This window comes from Mycobacterium sp. NGS56, from assembly GCF_059812425.1.
The window spans coordinates 397,437-420,320 of sequence record NZ_JCALCQ010000003.1 but is presented as its reverse complement, the minus strand read 5'-3'; the positions used below and the strand labels follow the sequence as shown (position 1 = coordinate 420,320).

Below are 22,884 nucleotides of genomic sequence, written 5' to 3'. Positions count from 1 at the left end.
AGCAAGTGGAGCGGACGCCTGGGCTCCGCATACGACGAAAGGAGTCGATCGACGGGATCGCTCGGCATGTCGCATACTCATAGCTGGCATTTCGCCGACAGATCCACCTGCACCACCGCAGTGGGTTACTGCCAGCCAGCTACGCTGGCACAACCCACCGATGAACCACTCTTCCCCCGCGGACCAAAATCGGTGGTCCGACCCGATCTCCTCTGGAGGTTTCCCGTGACACATGTCCTTATTGTTTTGCTGGCCTTGCTGATTGGCGTCGTAGCCGGACTGCGGTCGCTGACCGCGCCAGCGGTCGTCGCCTGGGCGGCCTTCATCGGCTGGGTCGATTTGCACGGCACGTGGGCGGGGTGGATGGCCAGCATCATCACGGTGATCATCTTCACCGTTCTGGCCGTGGGCGAACTGATCAACGACAAGCTGCCCAAGACGCCGGCGCGCACCGCCCCGCCGATCTTCGCGGCGCGAATCGTCACGGGCGGCCTCGCGGGCGCGGCCCTCGGCGCCTGGCCGCACTGGACGTTTACCGCGCTGGGCGCCGGCATCATCGGCGCGGTGCTGGGCACCCTCGGCGGCTACCAGGCGCGCAAACGGCTGGTCGCGGCGACGGGCGGCAAGGACCTGCCGATCGCGCTGCTGGAGGACGCGGTCGCGATCGTGGGCGGGTTCGCCATCCTTGCGGCGACGGGTCACGTACTGACCGAGTACCTGCTGACGGCGGTTAAGTGACAGACCATTTCGATGCGATCATCGTTGGTGCCGGTCAGGCCGGCCCGCCGTTGGCAGGCCGGCTGACCGCAGCCGGGCACCGCGTCGCGGTGGTTGAGCGCAAGCTGATTGGCGGCACCTGCGTCAACACCGGGTGCATCCCAACCAAGACGCTGGTGGCTTCCGCGCATGCCGCGCATCTGGCGCGCCGGGGCGCCGAATACGGCGTCGGGACGGGACCGGTCAGCGTCGATTTGGCGAAGGTCAAGGCCCGCAAGGACGAGATCATGCTCGGCGACCGCAAGGGCGTCGAGGATTGGCTCGAGGGCATGAAGGGCTGCACCGTGTTTCGCGGTCACGCCGTTTTCCAGGATTCGCACACGCTGCGGGTCGCTGACGATGTGCTGCGCGCCGACCGCATCTTCCTCAACGTCGGCGGGCGCGCGGTGGTGCCCGACATCCCCGGCTTGTTTGATGTCGACTTCCTGACCAACGTGTCGGTTCTCGAACTCGACACGTTGCCGGCGCATCTCGTCATCGTCGGCGGCAGCTACATCGCGCTGGAGTTCGCGCAGATGTACCGGCGGTTCGGGGCTCGGGTGACCGTCGTCGAACGGGGACCGCGGCTGGCGTCGCGCGAAGACGAAGATGTCTCGGCATCGGTGGAGGAAATTCTGCGGGCCGAAGACATCGAAATCATCGTCGATGCGAACGATGTGCGAATAACCAAGACCGGCAACGGGTTCGAGCTGATTCCTCGCCAGGGCGCGGCCCCGGTCGAAGGAAGCCATCTGCTGCTGGCGGTGGGCCGGCGACCCAACACCGACGACCTCGGTCTGGAAGCGGCCGGGGTCGTGACTGACGCCCGCGGTTACATCGTGGTCGATGACCAGCTAAAGACGAACGTGGACCACATCTGGGCGATGGGCGACTGCAATGGCAGGGGCGCGTTCACGCATACGTCCTACAACGACTTCGAGATCGTCGCCGCCAATCTGCTGGACGACGACCCGCGCCGGGTGAGTGACCGCATTACCACTTACGCGCTTTACATCGATCCGCCGCTGGGGCGCGCAGGCATGACGGTCGAGCAGGTCCGCTCGTCCGGGCGCAAGGCGCTGGTCGCCAAGTGGCCGATGACCAGAGTCGGCCGGGCGGTGGAAAAGGGTGAGACACAAGGCTTCATGAAAGTCGTCGTGGACGCCGACACCAAGGAGATTTTGGGGGCCGCCATCCTCGGGGTCGGCGGTGACGAGGCCATCCACTGCATTTTGGACGTGATGTCGGCCAAAGCGCCCTACACGACGCTGTCCCGGACCATGCACATCCACCCGACGGTCAGCGAGCTGATTCCCACAATGCTGCAAGAGCTTTCGCCGCTCGACTAGTGGCGATCGCAAGCGCGGCGTGGCCGGGCGCGGCGGGTCGCCACCCGTCAACCAGCCGTTAGGCCGCTGGTTCGGTCGTGTGAGAATCAGTGTGCGCTACAAAAGATTCCGGCCAGCCCGGGTACGGCGGAGGGGTTCCCCCGAACAGCGGACAGTGCTGCTGGTGGGGACACCAGTCGCATAACCGCGAATGGGTGGGACGGAAATCGCCTGTCTGCCCAGCGGATTGGATGGCTCGCCAGATCGCCATCAGTGTCTTCTCGAACCGCAGCAGCTCATCGTGGTCCGGCGTGTAGTCAAGCATCTGACCATCAGCCAGATAGATGAGCCGCAGCCGGGTGGGCCGCACACCCCGGGATCGCAACAGCGCCACCGCGTAGAACTTCATCTGGAACATGGCCTTGAATTCGGCCAGAGCTCGCGCGGCCGGCGGTGCCTTTCCGGTCTTGTAGTCGACCACACGAAGCTCGCCAGTGGCGGCGACGTCGATGCGGTCAATGAAGCCACGCAGGAGGGTGCCGTCCGCGAGTTCTACCTCCACCCGCTGCTCGCAGCACTCCGGGTTGAACCGGGTGGGGTCCTCAAGCCGGTAGTAGCCGGCGAGCAGCGCCCGCGCTTCGATCAGCAGCTCGGTGCGCTGCGCCGGATCCAGTTCGGTGGTCATCTCGGGTGTTGCGGCGATGATCTGTTGCCACGCGGGCTCCACTAGGGACATAGCGGTGTCGGGGCCGCGCTGCTCGGCGGGCAGGCCGTAGAGCTGCTGGAGGGCGGCGTGGACAAGCGATCCGCGCAGCTGTGCGGTCGACGGCGCCTCGGGCAGCCGGTCTATGGCCCGAAACCGGTACAGCAGCGGGCACTGCTTGAAGTCCGCCGCACGCGACGGCGACAGGGCCGGGCGGCGCACCTGACCCGCCGGGCGCTCAGCTGGCTGCGGCGCCTGCGGCTGGACGATCATGTCGGCAGCCTAGGACTGGGCGGCGACAACCCCCAAGCACCTGCGGCGGCGAGTCGGCTGGCACGCTGGACCGCGTGTCCGTAACCGGCCCGTTCAGCGAGGGCGAGCGTATCCAGCTCACCGATGCGAAGGGTCGGCATTACACGGTGGTGCTCACCGCGGGCGCCGAGTTCCACACGCATCGTGGGTCAATCTCGCACGACGCGCTGATCGGGCTCGAGCAGGGCAGCGTGATCAAGTCCAGCAACAACGCGGCGTACTTGGTGATGCGGCCCCTGCTGGTCGACTACATCATGTCGATGCCACGCGGACCCCAGGTGATTTACCCGAAGGACGCCGCCCAGATCGTGCACGAGGGCGACATCTTCCCGGGTGCGCGGGTGCTCGAGGCCGGTGCGGGTTCCGGTGCGCTGACCTGTTCGCTGCTGCGCGCGGTCGGGCCCGAAGGCCGGGTGACCTCCTACGAACAGCGCCCCGATCATGCCGAGCACGCCGAACGCAACGTGTCGGTGTTTCACGGTGGTCAGGCACCCGAGAACTGGCAACTGATCATCAGCGACGTGTCCGACTCCGAATTGCCGGACAAATCCTTCGACCGCGCCGTGCTCGACATGCTCGCGCCGTGGGAGGTGCTGGAGTCGGTCGCCCGCCTGTTGATCCCCGGCGGGGTGCTGATCATCTACGTGGCTACGGTCACCCAACTGTCGCGGGCGGTCGAAGCCCTGCGGGCACAGCAGTGCTGGACAGAACCGCGGTCCTGGGAAACGTTGCAACGCGGTTGGAACGTGGTCGGTCTCGCGGTCCGGCCGCAGCACTCGATGCGGGGACATACAGCCTTCCTGATCTTCACGCGACGGCTCGCGCCCGGCGTCGTCGCTCCCGTGCCCTTGGGGCGCAAGCGCGAGGGCCGCGACGGCTAGTGGTCGATCGCAAGCGCGGGTAGCCGGGCGCGGTGGGTCGCCACCGCTAATCAGGCGAGATCCTCGCTGCGCACCAGGGAGCGCCGTACGGACAGCAGCTCGAACTCAGGATGCGCGGCCACCAACCGTTCGGCGGCGTCCAGGACGTCGACCGCGTGACCCCGGTCACCGGACACCGTGGCGACGCCGATGCCCGCTCGGCGGTATAGCTCGTGCGAACCCGTCTCGGCCGCCGACACGTTGAACTTGCGCTGCAACTCGGCGACGAGGGGCCGAATGACCGAGCGCTTCTGTTTGAGTGATCGAACGTCGCCCAGCAACACGTCGAACTCGAGCCAGCCGATCCACATGCCGCGGGTCAACCCGGCGGGTTTTGCTGATCGGGTCCGGGCTCCGGAGCGGGAGCGGGCTCTGGGGCGGGGGCAGGTTCCGGTGGCGGCGCGGGTGGGGGCGGTGGTGGTGGCGCCGCCGGTGGCGGTGGCGGTGGCGGTGGCGGCGGCGCTGCGGATGGCGGCGCGGGTTCGGGTGGCGGCGGCGCGGGGGGCGGGCCCGGAGGGGGCGTGGCCGCGGGATTCCCCGAAGTCGGAGCCGTCGGCGACTTCCCCAACGCCAGCAGCATTTCGGCGGTATGCCGCGATAGCTGCCAACCGCCCTGAAACGGCGTGAACTCCATCGGGAAGGTGAAGTTGGCGTTGTTGGCCTGGGCGGTGTGAACGGCGATGGTGGCCTTCACGTTGGACGCGTTCTTGTCCGACCACGCGATGTCGGTCGCGTTGAAGGTCATTGGCAGGTAGCCGTTGTCGCGCAACGCGCCGGTGAACTTGTCCAGGGTGGCCGCGCTCTCGGGCGTCGCGCCTTCCACCAGATTCACCTTGCCGGCGCCCGGAACGTTCGGGTCGGCGAGTCGGGTGAGCACGTCGGTGAGCGCTTCGGGTGGCGGCAGGGGAGTCGTGACGGGCGCAGCAACCAGGCTCGACGAGGGCGGCGGCAACGGAGAGGTCACCGACGACCCCGTCTTCGGGTGAGGCGACGAACACGCAGCGAGCCCGACCGCCGCCAGGGCGGTGGCGGCGCTCAGCGCTACGGACAGGGGCCGATTCATCCCGTCGGTCGGCCGGCTAGGCGGCTCTGGCCGCTGCGCGGAGGAAAGGTGTCGCTAAGGTCGGGCCGATGGGTGCAACTGAAGTCACACCGAGGGCTACGCCGGCGCGGCGGGCCGAGGCTGTGGCGAGGCTTTTTGCGGTCACTCTGCCACCTCCCGGGGCCCTTTCGATCATCACGATTAGTGGCCGAGATTACCAGCGTGACGAAAATCTTAACTTTTCGTGGGTATTTGACTACGTACATCAGTCGGCAATCGCCGGTAGCTTTGAAGTATCCGCCGTACCAATTCGGTGCGGGAAAGGAGCGCAAGATGGGTAGCTCAGAGCGTTCTGAAGCTTACGGGACCCCCCACGGACCGGACCGGTCCAGCGGCGACGAGGCCGAGTTGGAACAGTTACGCCGCGAGGCGGCAATGTTGCGCGAGCAACTCGACCAGACCGTCGGCGCGCATGGCGGCGCCCGCTCCGCGCGCGATGTGCATCAGCTGGAAGCGCGTATCGACTCTCTTGCGTCACGGAACTCGAAGTTGATGGAAACCCTTAAAGAGGCCCGCCAGCAACTGCTGGCGCTGCGTGAGGAAGTCGATCGGCTGGGGCAGCCGCCCAGCGGCTACGGCGTCCTGCTCGGCACCCACGAGGACGACACCGTCGACGTGTTCACCTCCGGTCGCAAGATGCGGCTTACGTGCTCGCCGAACATCGAAGTTTCGCTGCTGCGCAAGGGCCAGACGGTCCGCTTGAACGAGGCACTGACGGTGGTTGAGGCCGGCACCTACGAATCGGTCGGCGAGATATCGACGTTGCGTGAACTGCTGGCCGACGGGCATCGTGCCCTGGTCGTCGGGCACGCCGATGAGGAACGCATTGTGTGGCTTGCCGAGCCGCTGGTCGCCGAGAACCTGCCGGAAGGCCATCCTGACGCGCTCAATGACGACACCCGGCCGCGCAAGCTGCGACCCGGCGACTCGTTGTTGGTCGACACCAAGGCCGGGTACGCCTTTGAGCGCATCCCCAAGGCCGAGGTCGAGGACTTGGTGCTTGAAGAGGTGCCCGATGTCAGCTACCTGGATATCGGTGGCCTGACTCGCCAGATCGAGCAGATCCGCGACGCGGTGGAGCTGCCGTTCTTGCACAAGGAGTTGTACCGCGAGTACGCGCTGCGGCCGCCCAAGGGTGTGCTGCTCTACGGTCCGCCCGGGTGCGGCAAGACACTGATCGCCAAGGCCGTGGCCAATTCGTTGGCCAAGAAGATGGCCGAGGTGCGCGGCGACGACGCCCGCGAAGCCAAGTCGTACTTCTTGAACATCAAGGGTCCGGAACTGCTCAACAAGTTCGTCGGTGAAACCGAACGGCACATCCGGCTGATTTTCCAGCGCGCCCGTGAGAAGGCCTCGGAAGGCACCCCGGTGATCGTGTTCTTCGACGAGATGGACTCGATCTTCCGCACCCGCGGCACCGGGGTTTCCTCGGACGTCGAGACCACCGTGGTTCCGCAGCTGCTCAGTGAGATCGACGGTGTGGAGGGGCTCGAGAACGTCATCGTGATCGGCGCCTCCAACCGTGAGGACATGATCGACCCCGCCATCCTGCGACCCGGGCGCCTGGACGTGAAGATCAAGATCGAGCGGCCGGACGCCGAAGCGGCGCAAGACATCTTCTCGAAGTACCTGACCGAGTCGCTGCCGCTGCACGCCGACGACCTCGCCGAATTCGGCGGCGACCGCACCACCTGCATCAAGGCGATGATCGAAAAGGTCGTCGAGCGGATGTACGCCGAGATCGATGACAACCGATTCCTGGAGGTCACCTACGCCAACGGTGACAAAGAAGTCATGTACTTCAAGGACTTCAACTCCGGGGCGATGATCCAGAACGTCGTCGACCGGGCGAAGAAGAACGCGATCAAGTCCGTGTTGGAGACTGGCCAGCCCGGTCTGCGCATCCAGCACTTGCTGGATTCGATCGTCGACGAGTTCGCCGAGAATGAGGACCTGCCCAACACCACCAACCCCGACGACTGGGCGCGGATTTCGGGCAAGAAGGGTGAGCGGATCGTCTACATCCGCACCTTGGTCACCGGCAAGAGCTCGAGCGCATCGCGGGCCATCGACACCGAATCCAACCTGGGTCAGTACCTGTAGATCTAGGTTGCTTTTGCGCGACATACAAACCACGCACACGACACGCCGCTCCGCGGGGGGCGTGGTTTATATCTCGGCACCGCCGGCGGTCAGTCGGTCACCAACGAATAGCTGTTGGTCAGGTTGTCCTGCAGCACCTGCGCGGCGCGCTGTGTCGTATCCACGCGCAATTCGTCGGTGAGCACGCGCGGTTGGTAGGCCCACCCGGCGGGCAGGTCCAGCCGGTCGGCAAGGCCCGGTAGGTCGGCGCGCGACAAGGTGGCGTCGGTGACCTGGCTCCAGGTCTGCATGATCCAGTGCCGGTTTTGGGGATCGATGAGTTCGTACACCTCTTGGCCGGCGTTGAAGACGAACACGGTGTGGCGGGTGACCGTGTTGGGGATGTAGGGCGCCGGGTTCATCGACGACAACAGCACTGTGGCCTGCTGGATCATTTCGATCCCGCCGAAGGACTTCGTGATCTGCGGACCCTGGGTGGGTCTTTCGATGGCGTTCATCAGCCAATACCGGGGACCGTTGAGCAGGGCCGCGGCCGCTCCGTGTTCAGTGGCAATGGCGTGCGCGTCCAGCGCCGACCACAGCTCTTGGGGACAGTCGTTGAGCGGGAAGCTGTTGTATACGGTTGCCTGCGGCCCCGCCTCGCCGGGTGTCACGAGGAGCACCTCGCCGTAGCGCTTCCCCGAAAGGTCGAGTGCGTGCTTACCGACGGCGCGGCCGGATTCGGGGGCGGACACACGGTGAAATTAATCACTGGTGTCGGCGCCGTCAACACGACCGAGGGTCACCCGGCGGCGCCGTGGTAGCGACTGCGCGCCACGAGAGTGGTGTCCAGGTTGTCGATCAATGGGTCGAGAACCGTGGACCGGTATTCCGCTTCGCCTGCGGCGCGGGCGCTGATGCACATGAACGTCACTGCGCCGAGAACCAGCGTCATGTGAATCAGCGAATCGGGCACCGGCAACGTGAATCCGAGCACCGTCGCACTGCTCGTGTCGTGTGGGTCCACTCGGTGAGCAGTTCGGGGTCGCGCCCCGCTTCGTCGCGCGGCGTGTGTTTGATTGGCCGGCTCCTTCGCGCCCCGCTGCGCGGGCCGCTTCGTCGCGCGGCGTGTGTTTGATTGGCCGGCTCCTTCGCGCCCCGCTGCGCGGGCCGCTTCGTCGCGCGGCCTACGCTTAGCCCATGCAACGGATTATCGGGACGGAGGTCGAATACGGCATTTCATCGCCATCGGACCCGACAGCCAATCCGATCCTCACATCGACGCAGGCGGTTTTGGCTTATGCGGCGGCAGCGGGCATTCAGCGTGCCAAGCGCACCCGCTGGGACTATGAGGTGGAATCGCCGTTGCGGGATGCCCGCGGCTTCGACCTGAGCCGCTCAGCCGGGCCGCCCCCGGTGGTCGACGCCGACGAGGTCGGCGCGGCCAACATGATCCTGACCAACGGGGCGCGGCTCTACGTCGACCACGCGCACCCCGAATACTCCGCGCCCGAGTGCACCGACCCGCTCGACGCAGTGATCTGGGACAAAGCCGGCGAACGGGTGATGGAGGCCGCCGCGCGTCACGTCGCAAGCGTGCCCGGGGCCGCGAAATTGCAACTCTACAAGAACAACGTCGACGGCAAGGGCGCCTCTTACGGGTCGCACGAGAACTACCTGATGTCGCGGCAGACGCCCTTTTCCGCGATCATCGCTGGGTTGACCCCCTTTCTGGTCTCCCGTCAGGTGGTCACCGGCTCCGGCCGGGTCGGCATCGGGCCCTCGGGCGACGAGCCCGGTTTTCAGCTCTCCCAGCGCTCGGACTACATCGAGGTCGAGGTCGGCCTCGAGACCACGCTCAAGCGCGGAATCATCAACACCCGCGACGAACCGCACGCCGACGCCGACCGGTACCGACGCCTGCACGTCATCATCGGTGACGCCAACCTCGCCGAGACGTCGACCTATCTGAAGCTGGGCACCACGGCGCTGGTGCTGGATCTGATCGAAGAGGGCCCCGCGCACGGCATCGACCTGAGCGACCTGGCACTGGCGCGGCCTGTGCACGCGGTCCACGCGATCAGTCGTGACCCTTCGCTGCGCGCCGTTGTGGCGCTGGCCGACGGTCGCGAGCTGACCGGGCTTGCGCTACAACGGGTTTACCTCGATCGGGTGGCCAAGCTGGTCGACAGCCGCGACCCAGATCCGCGTGCGGCCGATGTCGTCGAAACCTGGGCGCACGTGCTCGACCAACTCGAGCGGGACCCGATGGAGTGCGCCGAGATACTCGACTGGCCGGCCAAGCTGCGCCTGCTCGAAGGATTCCGGCAGCGCGAAAATCTGAGCTGGTCGGCACCGCGGCTGCATTTGGTGGACCTGCAATATTCCGACGTCCGGCTGGACAAGGGGCTGTACAACCGGCTCGTGGCGCGCGGCTCGATGAAGCGTCTGGTGAACGAACACCAGGTGCTCGAGGCGGTCGACAAACCGCCGACGGACACCCGCGCGTACTTCCGTGGCGAATGCCTGCGCAGGTTCGGCGCCGACATCGCCGCGGCCAGCTGGGACTCCGTGATTTTCGACCTGGGCGGTGATTCCCTGGTCCGCATTCCGACGTTGGAGCCGCTGCGCGGCAGCAAGGCGCATGTCGGGGCGCTGCTGGACTCGGTGGACAGCGCCGCCGAACTGGTGGAACAACTGACCAGCTAGGTACCGGTTAACCGCGGGAACGTCGGGGTCGACCGGTAGGCTAGGAAAGACCAACGGGCAGTGTGGCTTGATCGGTGCGAAAGTCATTCAAAGGGCCCACACAACGCAGGAGGCGGCGATGGCTCAGGAGCAGACCAAGCGTGGCGGTGGTGGTGGCGATGACGACGATATCGCCAGCAGCACGGCCGCGGGCCAAGAACGCCGGGAGAAGCTAGCCGAGGACACGGACGATCTGCTCGACGAGATCGACGACGTCCTCGAAGAGAACGCTGAGGACTTCGTTCGCGCGTATGTCCAAAAGGGCGGACAGTGACCTGGCCTTTCCCTAATCGCCTGTCCACCAATTCCGCACTTCCGGGCCCGGCACTTCCGGGAAATCCCGCAATAGACCTCTCGTCGTTTGCTGACCTGCTGCGACGCCAGGCGCCGGAGTTGCTGCCGGCAAGCCTTTCCGGCTCGCAATCTGATACCGCCACGGGGCAGCTGCCGCACGGCACCACCATCGTCGCGCTGAAATACCCCGGCGGGGTGGTGCTCGCCGGCGATCGGCGTTCGACCCAGGGCAACATGATCGCCGGGCGCGACGTCAAGAAGGTGTACATCACCGACGACTACACCGCCACCGGCATTGCCGGCACCGCCGCGATCGCGGTGGAGTTCGCTCGTCTCTACGCGGTGGAACTCGAGCATTACGAGAAACTCGAAGGCGTGCCACTCACGTTCGCCGGCAAGGTGAATCGGTTGGCGATCATGGTGCGCGGAAACTTGGCGGCCGCGATGCAGGGTCTGATCGCATTGCCGTTGTTGGTGGGCTACGACATCGATGCGCCCGACCCCGAAGGCGCCGGCCGCATCGTGTCTTTCGATGCCGCCGGCGGCTGGAACCTGGAAGAGGAGGGCTACCAGTCGGTGGGGTCAGGCTCGATCTTCGCGAAGTCGTCGATGAAGAAGTTGTACTCACAGGTCACCGACGCCGATTCCGCGGTGCGTGTCGCGGTCGAGGCGCTCTACGACGCGGCCGATGACGATTCCGCCACCGGCGGACCGGATCTGGTGCGGGGCATTTATCCCACCGCGGTCACCATAGGTGCCGAGGGAGCGCTGGAAGTGCCGGAACGCCGCATTGCCGAATTGGCCCGAGAAGTGATCCAAAGCCGTTCGCGCGCCGACACTTTCGGTCCCGATGGTGGTGAGAAGTGAGCTTTCCCTATTTCATCTCGCCTGAGCAGGCAATGCGCGAGCGCAGCGAGCTCGCGCGCAAAGGCATCGCCCGGGGCAAGAGCGTGGTCGCGTTGGTCTACGCCGGTGGTGTGCTTTTCGTGGCGGAGAACCCGTCACGGTCGTTGCAGAAGATCAGCGAACTCTATGATCGTGTCGGCTTTGCGGCCGCCGGTAAGTTCAACGAATTCGACAACTTGCGCCGCGGTGGAATCCAATTCGCCGACACTCGCGGCTACGCCTACGACCGTCGCGATGTGACAGGCCGGCAATTGGCCAACGTTTACGCGCAGACGCTGGGCACTATCTTCACCGAGCAGGCCAAGCCCTACGAGGTGGAATTGTGTGTTGCCGAGGTTGCGCACTACGGCGAGACCAAACCGCCTGAGCTGTACCGGATCACCTATGACGGATCGATCGCCGACGAGCCGCACTTCGTGGTGATGGGTGGTACCACCGAACCGATCGCCACGGCGCTCAAGGAGTCGTACGCCGAGAACGCTGATCTACGGGAAGCCACGCGCATCGCCGTCAAGGCGCTGAGGGCCGGCAGCGAGGCTTCAAATGGGGACCAGTCCACGCTCGACGTGGGCAGTCTTGAAGTTGCGATCTTGGACGTCAGTCGGCCACGACGGGCCTTCCGGCGGATCAACCGCCCGACCCTGGAGAATTTGCTGCGCGAGCTGGATTCCAACGGCTCGGGGAGCGACGGTGAACCGTCTGATACCGACGGCGGTCCGTCGGACTAACACGATCAGGCCCGGGACGGCGGCGCCGCAGCCGCCGGTGCTGATGGGTCTGGTGATGCCCAAGGTGCTGGTGAGCTAACAAGTCTCCGCCACGCCGGCGCGCGTCGAAGTGCGCCTCCGCGTGCCCTGGGTGGCCCCGCGGAGGGTCGTCGAAACACTTCGTCGAATTGATAAGCGCGGCATGCTCACCGTCCCGGTGGGACAACAAGTACCCTCGATTACGTGCAGAGGCGAATCATGGGCATCGAGACCGAGTTCGGGGTCACCTGCACATTCCACGGCCATCGACGGCTCAGCCCGGACGAGGTGGCCCGCTACCTGTTCCGCCGCGTCGTGTCGTGGGGCCGAAGCTCCAACGTTTTCCTACGCAACGGCGCCCGCCTGTATCTGGACGTCGGCAGCCACCCCGAGTACGCCACCGCAGAATGCGACAGCCTGGTCCAACTCGTCACCCACGACCGCGCCGGGGAATGGGTGCTGGAAGATCTTTTGGTCGATGCCGAGCAGCGGCTCGCCGATGAGGGCATCGGCGGTGACATCTACCTGTTCAAGAACAACACCGACTCGGCGGGCAACTCCTACGGCTGCCACGAGAACTATTTGATCGTGCGGGCCGGGGAGTTCTCCCGGATCTCGGACGTGCTGCTGCCCTTCCTGGTCACCCGCCAGCTGATCTGCGGCGCCGGCAAGGTGCTGCAGACGCCCAAGGCGGCAACGTTCTGCCTTTCGCAACGCGCCGAGCACATTTGGGAGGGCGTCTCTTCAGCCACCACTCGCAGCCGGCCGATCATCAACACCCGCGACGAGCCGCACGCCGACGCCGAGAAGTACCGGCGCCTGCACGTGATCGTCGGCGACTCAAACATGTGCGAAACCACCACCATGCTCAAGGTGGGCACCGCGGCGCTGGTGTTGGAGATGATCGAGGCCGGCGTCCCGTTCCGGGACTTCTCGCTGGACAATCCCATCCGCGCCATCCGCGAGGTCAGCCACGACACCACCGGCCGTCGGCCCGTGCGGCTGGCCGGCGGACGTCAGGCCAGCGCGCTGGACATCCAGCGCGAGTACTACAGCCGTGCGGTCGAGCACCTGCAGACCCGGGAACCCAACGCGCAGATCGAGCAGATCGTCGACTTGTGGGGCCGTCAGCTCGACGCGGTCGAGAGTCAGGACTTCGCCAAGGTCGACACCGAGATCGACTGGGTGATCAAGCGCAAGCTCTTTCAGCGCTACCAGGACCGCTACAACATGGAGCTGTCCGACCCGAAGATCGCCCAGCTGGATCTGGCCTACCACGACATCAAGCGCGGGCGCGGCGTCTTCGACTTGCTGCAGCGTAAGGGACTGGCCGCGCGCGTCACCACCGACGAGGACATCGCGGAGGCGGTCGACAACCCGCCGCAGACCACCCGGGCGCGGCTGCGCGGCGAGTTCATCAGCGCGGCCCAGGCAGCCGGCCGTGATTTCACCGTCGACTGGGTGCACCTCAAGCTCAACGACCAAGCCCAGCGCACCGTGTTGTGCAAGGACCCCTTCCGGGCGGTCGACGAGCGGGTCAAGCGCCTGATCGCGAGCATGTAGCCGCGCGTCGGCTCGTCCGCACGTCAGCCTCGACGGCACGGCATCAAACCGCGACTTTCCGACGTGCTAGCGCGGCGCCAGCACAGTAGAGCCACCGCTAGCGCGCGGCTCGCGGCCGAAGTGGTGGCAGGCAATAGCGCGACGCGGACGACCGGTGAAAGCGCCAGACGAAGACCATCGAATAATCTGGAGGCAATGGCGACGTCAAAAGTCGAGCGGCTGGTCAATCTGGTCATCGCCCTGCTGTCCACCCGCGGCTACATCTCGGCGGAGAAGATCAGGTCGAGCGTGGCGGGTTATTCGGACAGCCCCAACGCCGAGGCGTTTTCGCGCATGTTCGAGCGGGACAAGAACGAACTGCGCGACCTTGGCATCCCGCTCGAGGTCGGCCGGGCGTCGGCGTGGGACCCCACCGAGGGTTATCGGATCAACCGCGACGCCTACTCGCTCGCCCCGGTCGACCTGACTGCCGACGAGGCGGCCGCGGTAGCCGTCGCGACGCAGCTGTGGGAGTCGCCCGAGCTCATCACGGCGACCCAGGGCGCGCTGCTCAAACTGCGCGCGGCCGGGGTCGACGTCGATCCGGACGCGCCGGTCGCCATCGCATCGCCGGCCGGGGTTCCGGGCCTGCGCGGATCGGAGGAAGTTCTCGGAGTCCTGCTGTCCGCCATCGACTCCCGGCAGGCCGTGCAGTTTCCGCACCGGCCGTCGCGAGCCGAGCCATACACCACTCGCACCGTCGAGCCCTGGGGTGTGGTCACCGAGAAGGGCCGCTGGTACCTGGTGGGCCACGATCGCGACCGGGACGCCACCCGCACTTTCAGACTTTCCCGGATAGGTTCAAACGTCACGCCGATCGGTCCGACGGGCGCCGTCGCCGTGCCGAAAGATGTTGACCTGCGCAAGATCGTGGCCCAGACGGTCACCGACGTTTCTGCGACCCCGACCCTCGGACAGGCGAGGGTTTGGGTGGCCGACGGGCGGGCCACGGCGCTGCGGCGCGCCGGCAGACCCGTCGACACGCGTCGACTCGGGGGTCGCGACGGCGAGGTGATCGAACTCGACATCAGGTCCGCGGACCAGCTGGCACGTGACATCGCCGGCTACGGAGCCGACGCCCTGGTGCTCGAACCGCAGTCGCTGCGCGACGACGTGCTGGCCCGGCTGCGCGCGCATGCCGGTGTGGACGCCGTCGTTGCGGGGCAACCACCCGGCCGCGGGGGAGTCTCCGCATGACACGCGCCAGCGACGATGCAGAACGCAGCGATGAGGAGGAGTGGCGCCAGTGACTCCGGTCTCCACCCGCCTGATCCGGCTGCTGAACATGGTGCCGTATTTCCAGGCCAATCCCCGGGTCACCCGATCCAAGGCCGCCGCCGACCTCGGGGTCTCGGTCAAGCAGCTGGAAGAAGACCTCAACCAGCTGTGGATGTGCGGTCTGCCCGGTTACTTTCCGGGCGACCTCATCGATTTCGAATTCTCCGGTGACACCATCGAGGTGACGTTCTCCGCGGGGATCGACCGCCCACTCAAGCTCACCTCGCCGGAGGCCACCGGTCTGCTGGTCGCGTTGCGGGCGCTGGCCGACGTCCCCGGCGTCGTCGACCCGCAGGCGGCGCGCAGCGCCATCGCCAAGATCGAAGATGCCGCGGGGGCACTCGGACACGACGCGTCCCACGTGGGCTCGGCCGTCGACGAGCCCGCGCCGGTGGAGAACCGGGCCGCCGCCGCGGTGCGCGCAGCCGTCCAGTCCAGGCACGCGCTGACCATCGAGTACTACTCCGCCTCGCACGACACCCTGACCAGCCGGGTCGTCGACCCCATCCGGGTGCTGCTGATCGGCGGTCACAGCTACCTGGAGGGCTGGTCACGCGAGGCCGAGGGCGTGCGGTTGTTCCGCTTCGACCGCATCGTGGACGCCACCGAGCTCGACGAGCCGGCCGCGCCACCGGAGCCGGCGCTGCACGCGCCGCCGGACACCTCGTTGTTCGACGGCGATCCGTCGCTGCCGTCGGCCAAGCTGCGGGTGGCGCCCGCGGCGTCCTGGATGTTCGAGTACTACCCGATGCGTGAGGTGCGCGAATTGCCGGACGGATCTTGCGAGGCGGTCATGACCTACGCCTCCGAGGATTGGATGACGCGGCTGGTGCTGGGCTTCGGGCTCGACGTGCAGGTGCTGCAGCCTGCGTCCCTCGCGCGGCGGGTACAAGATGCCGCGACGGCGGCCGTGACATCTTACGAAGCCCTGAGCTCATAAAAGTCCAGGCGACATGGGCCAGGGGGCGGCGCGCGCCCGCCGCCACAGAGCACTACTGCGGTAGCATCGGGTGAACGTCTGGAGGTAATCAAAGTGGGCAGTCTTAGTCCGTGGCACTGGGCGATCCTCGCGGTCGTGGTGATCTTGCTGTTCGGTGCCAAGAAGCTCCCCGACGCGGCGCGTTCGTTGGGCAAGTCGATGCGGATCTTCAAGTCCGAGATTCGCGAAATGCAGACGGAGAACAAAGCGGAGACGTCGGCGTTGGGGACCCAAGGCGAGTCCTCCGCGGCGAACCCGACTCCCGTGCAGTCGCAGCGGGTCGACGCGCCGGCGCCCAGCGAGCAGGGGCACAGCGAAGCGCGTCCGGCGTAGCCGCCATCATTTCGTCGCGCTGCCCGAGCGCCTCTGACCGAGCATCGTGAAAGTCTTCAAGGTTTCAGCGCGCACTTCCGGCCTGCTGAGACGCCTCAACCCTCGTAACCGGCGCAGCCGAACCAATCCGGATGCGACCATGTCGCTGGTCGACCATCTGACCGAGCTGCGCACCCGGCTGTTGATCTCGCTGGCCGCCATCCTGCTGACCACGATTTTCGGGTTCGTCTGGTATTCGCATTCAATCTTCGGGCTGGAAAGCCTGGGCGAGTGGTTACGTCATCCCTACTGTTCGCTGCCGCAGTCGGCGCGCGCGGAGATCAGCCCGGGTGGCCAATGCCGACTGCTGGCCACAGCGCCGTTTGACCAGTTCATGCTGCGGCTCAAGGTCGGGCTGACGGCCGGAGTGGTGCTCGCCTGTCCGGTGTGGTTTTACCAGCTGTGGGCGTTCATCACGCCCGGGCTCTATCAGAAGGAACGCCGCTTCGCGGTCGCGTTCGTGCTTCCCGCCGTGGTGTTGTTCGTGGTCGGCGCGGTGCTCGCGTACTTCGTACTGGCCAAGGCGCTGGGCTTTCTGCTGACCGTCGGCAGCGACGTACAGGTGACCGCGCTATCCGGGGACCGATATTTCGGCTTCCTGATCAACCTGCTCGTCGTTTTCGGCGTCAGCTTCGAATTTCCGCTGCTCATCGTGATGTTGAACGCCATCGGCATCCTTCCCTACGAGCGGCTCAAGGCGTGGCGGCGCGGCCTGATCTTCGCGATGTTCGCGTTCGCGGCGGTCTTCACGCCCGGATCCGACCCGTTTTCGATGACCGCGCTCGGGTTGGCGCTGTCGATCCTCTTGGAGTTCGCCATCCAGATCTCCCGGCTGCACGACAGACGGAAGGCCAAGCGTGAAGCCCAGGCCGTGATTCCCGACGACGAAGCATCGGTCATCGAACCGCCCACCGATATACCGGAGCCGTCGTTCACCGCCGGGCAACACGACGATGTCACCTGACCCGTCGCCGCCTCATGACGTGGCCGAGCTCGTGGAGCTCACCCGGTTCACCGCCGAACTGCCCTTCGCGCTGGACGGCTTTCAGCATCGGGCGTGCGCGGCGCTGGAACGAGGCCACGGCGTGCTGGTCTGCGCGCCGACGGGCGCCGGCAAGACGGTGGTCGGCGAATTCGCCGTGCACCTGGCGCTGGCCTCCGGCGGCAAGTGTTTCTACACCACGCCGCTGAAAGCGCTGAGCAACCAGAAGCACACCGATCTCACGGCGCGATACGGCCGCGACCGCATCGGCCTGCTCACCGGAGACATGTCCGTCAACGCCGATGCGCCCGTGGTGGTCATGACCACCGAGGTGCTGCGCAACATGCTCTACGCGGATTCACCAGCGTTACACGGACTTTCGTATGTGGTGATGGACGAGGTGCATTTCCTCGCCGACCGGATGCGGGGTCCGGTGTGGGAGGAGGTGATCCTGCACCTGCCCGATGAGGTTCGGGTGGTCAGTCTCTCGGCGACGGTGAGCAACGCTGAGGAATTCGGCGGCTGGATCCAGACCGTGCGCGGCGATACGACGGTCGTGGTCGACGAGCACCGCCCGGTGCCGCTGTGGCAACACGTGTTGGTGGGCAAGCGCCTGCTGGATCTGTTCGATTACGACAACCAGAAGCCGGCCGCCGATCGCCAACCGCGCGTCAATCCCGAACTGCTCCGCCACATTGCGCACCGTCGCGAGGCGGATCGGATGACCGATTGGCAGCCCCGCCGGCGGCACGCGGGAAGGGGAAGCGCAGGGCGGCCGTCGCGTCCCCGCTTCTACCGGACACCGGGACGCCCGGACGTGATCGCCACCCTGGATTCCGAGGGGCTGCTTCCCGCGATCACGTTCGTGTTCTCCCGTGCGGGCTGCGACGCCGCCGTCCAGCAATGCCTGCGTTCACCGCTGCAACTGACCACCCAGGAGGAGCGCGCACAGATCGCCGAGGTGATCGAGCACCGCTGCGGCGATCTCGCCGACGCCGACCTGAGCGTGCTCGGCTACTACGAGTGGCGCGAGGGACTGTTGCGCGGTTTGGCGGCCCACCATGCCGGCATGCTGCCCGTCTTCCGCCACACGGTCGAAGAGCTGTTCACCGCGGGATTGGTCAGGGCGGTGTTCGCCACCGAGACCCTGGCGCTCGGGATCAATATGCCGGCGCGCACGGTCGTGCTCGAGCGGCTGGTGAAGTTCAACGGCGAGCAGCACGTGGCGCTGACGCCGGGGGAGTACACGCAGCTCACCGGTCGCGCCGGGCGGCGCGGCATCGACGTAGAGGGCCACGCGGTGGTGCTGTGGAATCCGACGGAGGAAACCACCGAGCCGTCCGCGGTGGCCGGGCTGGCCTCCACCCGCACCTTCCCGCTGCGCAGCTCGTTCGCCCCGTCGTACAACATGACGATCAACCTGGTCCAGCAGATGGGTCCAGAGCAGGCACACCGGTTGTTGGAACAGTCATTTGCGCAATATCAGGCCGATCGTTCCGTCGTGGGGCTGGTTCGCGGCATCGAGCGGGGCACTACGATGCTCGACGAGATCGCCGCCGAGGTGGGCGGTCCCAAGGCCCCGATCCTCGAATACGCCCGGATGCGTGCCCGCATCACCGAGATGGAGCGCGCGCAGTCGCGCGCGTCCCGGCTGCAACGACGGCAGGCCGCCAGCGAAGCGCTGGCCGCGCTGCGCCGGGGCGACATCATCAACATCACCCATGGCCGGCGCGGTGGGCTGGCCGTCGTGCTGGAATCCGCCCGCGACAGCTCCGATCCGCGACCGCTGGTGCTCACCGAAAACCGGTGGGCGGGCAGGATATCGTCGGCCGACTATTCGGGGGCGTCCGCGCGCGTCGGTTCGATGTCGCTGCCCAAGCGCGTCGAACACCGTCAGCCACGGGTCCGGCGCGATCTGGCGTCGGCGCTGCGATCGGCTGCCGCCGGGCTGACCCTCCCGGCCCGGCATCGAGGTGGTCGCGGGGACTCCGACGGCGCCTTCGGTGCTTTCCCTGACCCGGAGCTGGCGACGCTGCGCGACCAGCTGCGCCGCCACCCGTCGCACAACACGCCCGGCCTGGAAGCGCAGGTTCGGCAGGCCGAGCGCTATCTGCGGATCGAACGCGACAATGCGCAATTGGAGAAAAAGGTCGCGGCGGCCACCAATTCGTTGGCGCGGACCTTCGACCGGATCGTCGGATTGCTCACCGAACGCGGTTTCATCGAAGGACGCGACGGCGATCCTTGCGTAACCGACGACGGTCGGCTGCTGGCGCGCATCTACAGCGAAAGCGACCTGCTGGTCGCCGAATGTCTGCGTACCGGCGCGTGGTCGGGGCTGAAGCCGGCCGAGCTGGCGGCGGTGGTGTCGGCGGTGCTGTATGAAACCCGGGGCGGCGAGGCGCCGGGGGCGGCCTTCGCGGCCGACGCACCCACCCAGCAGGTGCGGCAGGCGCTGCAGCAGACGTCGCGGCTGTCGATGGCGCTGCGCGCCGATGAGCAAACGCACCGGATCGCCCCGAGCCGCGAACCCGACGACGGCTTCGTCAACGTCATCTACCGCTGGGCCAGAACCGGAGATCTGGCCGCGGCGCTGGCGGCCGCCGACCCGGCGGGCACCGGATCACCCCTGCTCGCCGGGGATTTTGTGCGCTGGTGCCGCCAGGTCCTCGATCTGCTGGACCAGGTCCGCAACGCCGCTCCGGACCCCGAGTTACGGGACACCGCCAAACGCGCGATCAACGACATTCGGCGCGGCGTCGTCGCAGTTGACGCCGGGTAGGCTAGGCCGGAGCTACCGTTAGCGCCGAGAGCATGCCAGGACAACAGAGGCTGAGGGAGAAAGATGAGCGGACCGCAGGGATCGGACCAGCAGTGGCAGCCGCCCGGTCAAGGTCAAGGTAGCGATCACTCGTCAGACCCGACCCAGGTGGCACCGACCTGGCAGGATCAGTCGAACCAGGAAACGGCTTGGCAGGCCCCGGCATACACGCCGCCCGCCGACTACCCGCAGTACCAACAGCCGACTGAGCAGGCGTACCCGCAGCAGTACCCTCAGCAGCAGCCGGGCTATGCGCAGCCGGGGCAATTCGGTCAACCCGGCCAACCGGGGCAGTACGCCCAGCCGGGGCAATACGGTCAACCCGGCCAATACGGCCAACCGGGGCAGTACGCCCAGCCGGGGCAGTACGGCCAACCGGGTCAGTACGGCCAGCCGGGTCAGTACCCGCAGCAGTACCCGGGTTACGAGCAACCGGGTAAGAAGCGACCGGTCGGCCTGATCGCCGGCGTGGGCGGCGCGATCGCGTTTCTGCTCATCGCGGTCGTGCTGGTGCTGGGCTTCTGGCAGCCCGGGTTCTTCGTCACCACCAAGCTGGACGTCAGCAAGGCGCAGGCCGGGGTCCAGCAGGTCCTCAGCGACGAAACCAACGGCTACGGCGCGAAGAACGTCCAGAACGTCAAGTGCAACCACGGCCAGAACCCGACGGTCAAAAAGGGCGCCACGTTCGACTGCGACGTCAGCATCGACGGCGCGCCCAAGCACGTGACCGTGACGTTCCAGGACAACAAGGGCACCTACGAGGTCGGCCGGCCGCAGTAGGCCCGTCAGTTCGGCAGCGCGTCCAGCGCCTTTTGCAGGCGCCCGATCGACGAGCCCACACCCAGCTCGGTCGCCAGTTTGGCGGTGCGTCGCGGATCGGCGGCGGCCAGCGGTAGTTCGTCACTGGCGGTCGAAAGCGTGACGGGAGCGTCTGCGGCCACCCGCACCACTTTGCCCGCCGCCTCGATGTAGTCCAGCGCGGCCAGCAGTTTTTTGCGCACAGCCTTGGCCATCTTCGACTTCGGGTCGTGGGCGGCGGCCAGGATCTGCTCCAGCGAGCCGTATTGGGCCAGCAGCGTCGCCGCGGTCTTTTCACCGATGCCCGGGACACCGGGCAAGCCGTCGGACGGATCGCCGCGCAGCAGCGCGAGTTCGGCGTAGGCGGGCCCGGCCCGATCCGCAGGCACGCCGTAGTGTTCGGCCACCTCGTCGGGCCCGAACAACGTGGCCTTGCTCAGCCCGCGGCCGAGGTAGAGCACCCGAACCGGGACGGGATCGTCGGACACCACCTGCAACAGGTCGCGGTCACCGCTGACCACCACCACCGGATCCTTGCGTTCCCGGGCCGCCAGGGTGCCCAGCACGTCGTCGGCCTCGAACCCCTCCGCTCCGGCCGTCGGAATCCCGAACGCGTCAAGAAGTTCGGCGATCATGTCGATCTGAGGCGTCAGGTCGTCGGGGACCTCCTCGATGTCCGGCTCGTCCCGCGGTTCTTCTTCGGCGACGCGGTGGGCCTTATACGACGGGACAAGGTCCACGCGGAACTGGGGCCGCCAATCGAGGTCGAGGCACACGGCCAGCCGGCTGGGCCGCTGCTGGGTGATCACCACGGCCATGGAGTCGATGAATCCGCGAACGGCGTTGACCGGGCGGCCGTCGGGAGCGGTGATCGAGGATGGCACCCCGAAATACGCGCGAAACCACATGCTGGCGCCGTCAAGCAGCACGAACGGCGCGTGGGGTGCGGGCATGCCGGTTATGGTCTCACGTCGCGGCGAGTCGATGCGGGATTGCGCATTAGCCTGGCTGCCATGCAGTCTCACCGCTTCGACGCCGCAGTATACGAACGCCGGCTGGCGACGGCGGCCGCCGCGGCCGCCAAGGAAGGTCTGGCCGGGCTGGTCATCACGCCGGGGTATGACCTGCGCTATCTCGTCGGGTCGCGTGCGCAGACGTTAGAGCGGTTCACCGCGCTGGTGTTGCCCGCGTCGGGCGATCCGACGGTGGTGGTGCCGCGGCTGGAGTTGGCCTCGCTCAAGGGGTCTGCCATCGCCGAACTCGGACTGGCGGTGCGGGATTGGGTCGACGGCGACAATCCGTACGATCTGGTGGGTTCCGCGTTGGGCGGTACCCCCGCCGCGACCGCCGTCACCGATGCCATGCCGGCGTTGCACCTGCTGCCGCTGGCCGGTGTGCTCGGTGTGCTGCCGATGCTGGCCACCGACGTGTTGCGCACGCTGCGAATGGTCAAGGAAGAATGCGAGGTCGACGCGTTACGCAAGGCCGGTGCGGCGATCGATCGGGTGCACGCCCGGGTGCCGGAGTTGCTGGTCCCAGGCCGCACCGAGGCCGACGTCGCCGCTGACATCGCGAAAGCCATTGTGGACGAAGGGCATTCGGAGGTGGCATTCATCATCGTCGGCTCCGGGCCGCACGGTGCCGACCCGCACCACGGGTATTCGGATCGCGAACTGCAGGTCGGAGACATCGTCGTCGTCGATATCGGCGGGTCTTATGAACCCGGTTACAATTCCGATTGCACGCGCACCTACAGCATTGGCGAGCCGAATCCAGAAGTAGCTCAACAATATTCGGTGCTGCAACGCGCCCAGCGTGCGGCAGTTGATGCGGTACGCCCGGGCGTGACAGCCGAACAGATCGACGCCGCCGCCCGCGACGTGTTGGCCGCCGAAGGACTTGCTGAGTATTTCGTGCACCGGACCGGCCACGGTATCGGGCTGTCGGTGCACGAAGAGCCCTACATCGTCGCCGGAAACCGCTTGCCGCTGGTCGAGGGCATGGCGTTTTCGATCGAGCCGGGGATCTATTTCCCGGGCCGATGGGGCGCTCGCATCGAGGACATCGTCGTCGTGACCGCGGATGGTGCCCTAGCCGTCAACAGCCGCCCGCACGAACTGATCGTGGTGCCGGTGGGGTAACCGGCGCGACCCTG

At 66.7% G+C, this 22,884-nt stretch carries 21 protein-coding genes and 1 pseudogene; 16 read left to right on the top strand and 6 right to left on the bottom strand.

Annotation, left to right across the window (positions count from 1 at the left end; translation table 11 throughout):
* The first annotated feature begins 225 nt into the window (after positions 1–225).
* Together AC5Y4F_RS12110 and AC5Y4F_RS12105 are read left to right on the top strand one after the other, a co-directional pair.
* Positions 226–738 (top strand): DUF4126 domain-containing protein, encoded by a 513-nt coding sequence (locus AC5Y4F_RS12110; protein WP_067930499.1) that lies wholly within the window; start codon positions 226–228, stop codon positions 736–738.
* Entirely contained in the window at positions 735–2,105 is a 1,371-nt protein-coding gene (locus AC5Y4F_RS12105) for an FAD-containing oxidoreductase (protein ID WP_067930502.1), read from the top strand. Before AC5Y4F_RS12110 ends, AC5Y4F_RS12105 begins: the two co-directional genes overlap by 4 nt.
* A 58-nt stretch (positions 2,106–2,163) precedes the next feature.
* Here the strand turns inward: AC5Y4F_RS12105 and AC5Y4F_RS12100 are convergent, their stop codons facing one another.
* The gene (locus tag AC5Y4F_RS12100) at positions 2,164–3,060 is read right to left on the bottom strand and encodes a RecB family exonuclease (protein WP_067930506.1); all 897 of its coding nucleotides are present in this window, start codon (positions 3,058–3,060) and stop codon (positions 2,164–2,166) included.
* A gap of 74 nt (positions 3,061–3,134) precedes the next feature.
* On the opposite strand from AC5Y4F_RS12100, the gene trmI reads away from it, so the two are divergent.
* The gene (gene trmI / locus AC5Y4F_RS12095) at positions 3,135–3,980 is read left to right on the top strand and encodes a tRNA (adenine(58)-N(1))-methyltransferase TrmI (RefSeq protein WP_067930509.1); all 846 of its coding nucleotides are present in this window, start codon (positions 3,135–3,137) and stop codon (positions 3,978–3,980) included.
* Positions 3,981–4,030: 50 nt separating this feature from the next.
* Here trmI and AC5Y4F_RS12090 read toward each other — a convergent pair whose 3' ends face one another.
* Complete coding sequence (locus AC5Y4F_RS12090) at positions 4,031–4,330, bottom strand: DUF503 domain-containing protein (RefSeq protein WP_067930512.1); 300 nt, start codon at positions 4,328–4,330, stop codon at positions 4,031–4,033.
* Between the two features lie 155 nt (positions 4,331–4,485).
* A pseudogene (gene lppK / locus AC5Y4F_RS12085) lies at positions 4,486–5,082 on the bottom strand (lipoprotein LppK); the annotation flags it as partial.
* Between the two features lie 312 nt (positions 5,083–5,394).
* Between lppK and arc the strand changes: the two are divergent.
* Positions 5,395–7,224, top strand: a complete 1,830-nt coding sequence (arc, locus tag AC5Y4F_RS12080) for a proteasome ATPase (protein ID WP_067932626.1) — start codon at positions 5,395–5,397, stop codon at positions 7,222–7,224.
* 89 nt (positions 7,225–7,313) lie between these two features.
* Here arc and AC5Y4F_RS12075 read toward each other — a convergent pair whose 3' ends face one another.
* A complete protein-coding gene (locus AC5Y4F_RS12075) occupies positions 7,314–7,958 on the bottom strand; it encodes a hypothetical protein (RefSeq protein WP_499996886.1) in 645 nt (214 codons plus the stop codon).
* A gap of 47 nt (positions 7,959–8,005) precedes the next feature.
* Positions 8,006–8,230, bottom strand: a complete 225-nt coding sequence (locus tag AC5Y4F_RS12070) for a hypothetical protein (protein ID WP_499996885.1) — start codon at positions 8,228–8,230, stop codon at positions 8,006–8,008.
* A 173-nt stretch (positions 8,231–8,403) separates the two neighbouring features.
* Here AC5Y4F_RS12070 and dop point away from each other — a divergent pair, with 173 nt between their 5' ends.
* The 11 genes from dop to AC5Y4F_RS12015 all read left to right on the top strand — a co-directional run bounded on the left by dop (position 8,404) and on the right by AC5Y4F_RS12015 (position 20,711).
* The gene (gene dop / locus AC5Y4F_RS12065) at positions 8,404–9,912 is read left to right on the top strand and encodes a pup deamidase/depupylase (protein WP_067932596.1); all 1,509 of its coding nucleotides are present in this window, start codon (positions 8,404–8,406) and stop codon (positions 9,910–9,912) included.
* A gap of 118 nt (positions 9,913–10,030) precedes the next feature.
* Entirely contained in the window at positions 10,031–10,225 is a 195-nt protein-coding gene (locus tag AC5Y4F_RS12060; protein WP_064951594.1) for a ubiquitin-like protein Pup, read from the top strand.
* The gene (prcB, locus tag AC5Y4F_RS12055) at positions 10,222–11,112 is read left to right on the top strand and encodes a proteasome subunit beta (protein WP_067932598.1); all 891 of its coding nucleotides are present in this window, start codon (positions 10,222–10,224) and stop codon (positions 11,110–11,112) included. Before AC5Y4F_RS12060 ends, prcB begins: the two co-directional genes overlap by 4 nt.
* A complete protein-coding gene (prcA, locus tag AC5Y4F_RS12050) occupies positions 11,109–11,879 on the top strand; it encodes a proteasome subunit alpha (protein ID WP_067932600.1) in 771 nt (256 codons plus the stop codon). The genes prcB and prcA overlap by 4 nt, the downstream gene beginning before the upstream one ends.
* A 222-nt stretch (positions 11,880–12,101) precedes the next feature.
* Positions 12,102–13,460: a Pup--protein ligase gene (pafA, locus tag AC5Y4F_RS12045; protein WP_156749990.1), complete on the top strand. Its 1,359-nt coding sequence runs from the start codon at positions 12,102–12,104 to the stop codon at positions 13,458–13,460.
* A 195-nt stretch (positions 13,461–13,655) separates the two neighbouring features.
* The gene (locus tag AC5Y4F_RS12040; protein WP_499996883.1) at positions 13,656–14,696 is read left to right on the top strand and encodes a helix-turn-helix transcriptional regulator; all 1,041 of its coding nucleotides are present in this window, start codon (positions 13,656–13,658) and stop codon (positions 14,694–14,696) included.
* A 49-nt stretch (positions 14,697–14,745) separates the two neighbouring features.
* Entirely contained in the window at positions 14,746–15,717 is a 972-nt protein-coding gene (locus tag AC5Y4F_RS12035) for a helix-turn-helix transcriptional regulator (protein ID WP_499996881.1), read from the top strand.
* A 93-nt stretch (positions 15,718–15,810) separates the two neighbouring features.
* The gene (gene tatA, locus AC5Y4F_RS12030; RefSeq protein ID WP_067932606.1) at positions 15,811–16,089 is read left to right on the top strand and encodes a Sec-independent protein translocase subunit TatA; all 279 of its coding nucleotides are present in this window, start codon (positions 15,811–15,813) and stop codon (positions 16,087–16,089) included.
* Between the two features lie 46 nt (positions 16,090–16,135).
* Positions 16,136–17,092: a twin-arginine translocase subunit TatC gene (gene tatC / locus AC5Y4F_RS12025; protein ID WP_156749991.1), complete on the top strand. Its 957-nt coding sequence runs from the start codon at positions 16,136–16,138 to the stop codon at positions 17,090–17,092.
* A gap of 19 nt (positions 17,093–17,111) precedes the next feature.
* Positions 17,112–19,892 carry a DEAD/DEAH box helicase gene (locus AC5Y4F_RS12020; protein ID WP_499996878.1) on the top strand — a complete coding sequence of 927 codons (2,781 nt, stop codon included), beginning with the start codon at positions 17,112–17,114 and terminating at the stop codon, positions 19,890–19,892.
* 63 nt (positions 19,893–19,955) lie between these two features.
* Positions 19,956–20,711 (top strand): DUF4333 domain-containing protein, encoded by a 756-nt coding sequence (locus tag AC5Y4F_RS12015; RefSeq protein WP_499996874.1) that lies wholly within the window; start codon positions 19,956–19,958, stop codon positions 20,709–20,711.
* Positions 20,712–20,716: 5 nt separating this feature from the next.
* On the opposite strand, the gene AC5Y4F_RS12010 is transcribed toward AC5Y4F_RS12015, so the two are convergent.
* Complete coding sequence (locus AC5Y4F_RS12010; RefSeq protein WP_067932612.1) at positions 20,717–21,682, bottom strand: 5'-3' exonuclease; 966 nt, start codon at positions 21,680–21,682, stop codon at positions 20,717–20,719.
* A gap of 60 nt (positions 21,683–21,742) precedes the next feature.
* On the opposite strand from AC5Y4F_RS12010, the gene AC5Y4F_RS12005 reads away from it, so the two are divergent.
* Positions 21,743–22,870: a M24 family metallopeptidase gene (locus AC5Y4F_RS12005; RefSeq protein WP_499996871.1), complete on the top strand. Its 1,128-nt coding sequence runs from the start codon at positions 21,743–21,745 to the stop codon at positions 22,868–22,870.
* The last annotated feature ends 14 nt before the right edge of the window (positions 22,871–22,884 follow it).

Coding starts and splice junctions, on each gene's coding strand:
- AC5Y4F_RS12100 (WP_067930506.1), bottom strand. CDS start 3,060: ATGATCGTCCAGCCGCAGGCGCCGCAGCCAGCTGAGCGCCCGGCGGGT.
- AC5Y4F_RS12090 (WP_067930512.1), bottom strand. CDS start 4,330: ATGTGGATCGGCTGGCTCGAGTTCGACGTGTTGCTGGGCGACGTTCGA.
- arc (WP_067932626.1), top strand. CDS start 5,395: ATGGGTAGCTCAGAGCGTTCTGAAGCTTACGGGACCCCCCACGGACCG.
- dop (WP_067932596.1), top strand. CDS start 8,404: ATGCAACGGATTATCGGGACGGAGGTCGAATACGGCATTTCATCGCCA.
- AC5Y4F_RS12060 (WP_064951594.1), top strand. CDS start 10,031: ATGGCTCAGGAGCAGACCAAGCGTGGCGGTGGTGGTGGCGATGACGAC.
- AC5Y4F_RS12040 (WP_499996883.1), top strand. CDS start 13,656: ATGGCGACGTCAAAAGTCGAGCGGCTGGTCAATCTGGTCATCGCCCTG.
- AC5Y4F_RS12015 (WP_499996874.1), top strand. CDS start 19,956: ATGAGCGGACCGCAGGGATCGGACCAGCAGTGGCAGCCGCCCGGTCAA.
- AC5Y4F_RS12010 (WP_067932612.1), bottom strand. CDS start 21,682: ATGCCCGCACCCCACGCGCCGTTCGTGCTGCTTGACGGCGCCAGCATG.
- AC5Y4F_RS12005 (WP_499996871.1), top strand. CDS start 21,743: ATGCAGTCTCACCGCTTCGACGCCGCAGTATACGAACGCCGGCTGGCG.